Origin of the sequence: Streptomyces sp. NPDC051183, assembly GCF_040682455.1 — a bacterium.
In the GTDB taxonomy this organism is placed as follows: Bacteria; Actinomycetota; Actinomycetes; order Streptomycetales; family Streptomycetaceae; genus Streptomyces.
The window spans coordinates 1-1,262 of record NZ_JBFBBA010000127.1; the positions used below are offsets into that span (position 1 = coordinate 1).

Genomic DNA, 1,262 nt, shown 5'->3' on the forward strand with positions numbered 1-1,262 from the left:
GAAGGAACATCCCAATGCTGAAGTCAAGCGGCTGCCGTGACGGGAAGTGACCCGTGGTAGCACTGTCCGTCACGGATCATCGCCCAGAGGACATTCACTCGCCGGCGGGCGAGGGCGATCAGGGCCTGCTTGTGTCCCTTGCCTTCGGCTCTCTTGCGGTCGTAGAAAGTTCGCGAGGCCGGGCAGGATTTCAGGCTGGCCATCGCGGAAAGGTAGAAGACCCGCAGCAGGCCGCGGTGGTAGCGCCGCGGGCGGTGAAGGTTGCCGCTGACGCGTCCGGAGTCTCGTGGCGCAGGAGCGACACCGCCGTAGCCGGCGAGCCGGTCGGCGCTGCCGAAGGCATCCATGTCGCCGCCGGTGGCAGCCAGGAACTCGGCTCCGAGCAGGTTCCCCATGCCCGGCAGGCTGCGGATCACCTCGGCCTGCGGATGCTCGCGAAACCGGGCCTCGACGAGTGCGTCGAGCTCGCTTATCTCCTCGTCAAGGGCCATCACCCCCTTGGCGAGGCGGAGCACCATGGCGGCACCCAGCTTCTCGCCGGGCAGAGCGGTGTACTGGGCCTCGGCCGTCTCCACGACGGTCTTCGCCAGGCTGGCGGCGCCTCGGACCTTCCGGTTGCGCAACCAGGTCTCGATACGCTTCGCACCGGCGCGGCGGATGGCAGCCGGCGTCTGGTAACCCGTCAGGAAGATGACCGGGCCCTTGTTGGTCATATCCAGGGAACGCTCCAACGCGGGGAAGATCTCCAGCAGTTGAGCGCGAAGCCGGTTGATCTGCCGGGTGCGGTCGGCCACCAGGTCGGTGCGGCGGGCGGTGAGGATGCGCAGGTCGATGGCTATCTCGTCGCCGGGTCGCAGCTGGCCCAGGTCGCGACGCATGCGGGCCTGGTCGGCGATGACGAAGGCGTCCTTGGCGTCGGTCTTGCCCTCGCCCCGGTATGTCCCGGAAGCGTGGTGGACGGCCCGGCCGGTGAGGTAGGCCATCGGCTGGTCGTGGTTGAGCAGCAGACCGATCACCAGGGCAGCGGCGCCGTGGTTGATGTCGATCGCCCACAGCACGTCCCGGTCGATGTCCAGGACGTCCCGGATCAACTCCAGCAGGGCCGATTCGTCGTTCAGGACCCGGCGGGAGAGCAGACGCTCGCCGCGTTCGTTGATCACCACGCAGTGGTGATGCTCTTTGCCGATATCCATTCCGGCCCAGATCTGGGGCACGGCCACCTCCGTCAGCTCGTCGTCAGTCCATCCCGCAGACGACCTCGC

Annotated in this window: 1 protein-coding gene; it reads right to left on the bottom strand. The window is 67.6% G+C overall.

All coding sequences use genetic code 11. The annotated features are described in order from the left end of the window. Positions 1 to 23: 23 nt before the first annotated feature. Positions 24 to 1,220 (bottom strand): IS110 family transposase, encoded by a 1,197-nt coding sequence (locus AB0M99_RS37790; RefSeq protein WP_365928806.1) that lies wholly within the window; start codon positions 1,218 to 1,220, stop codon positions 24 to 26. Positions 1,221 to 1,262 lie beyond the last annotated feature (42 nt).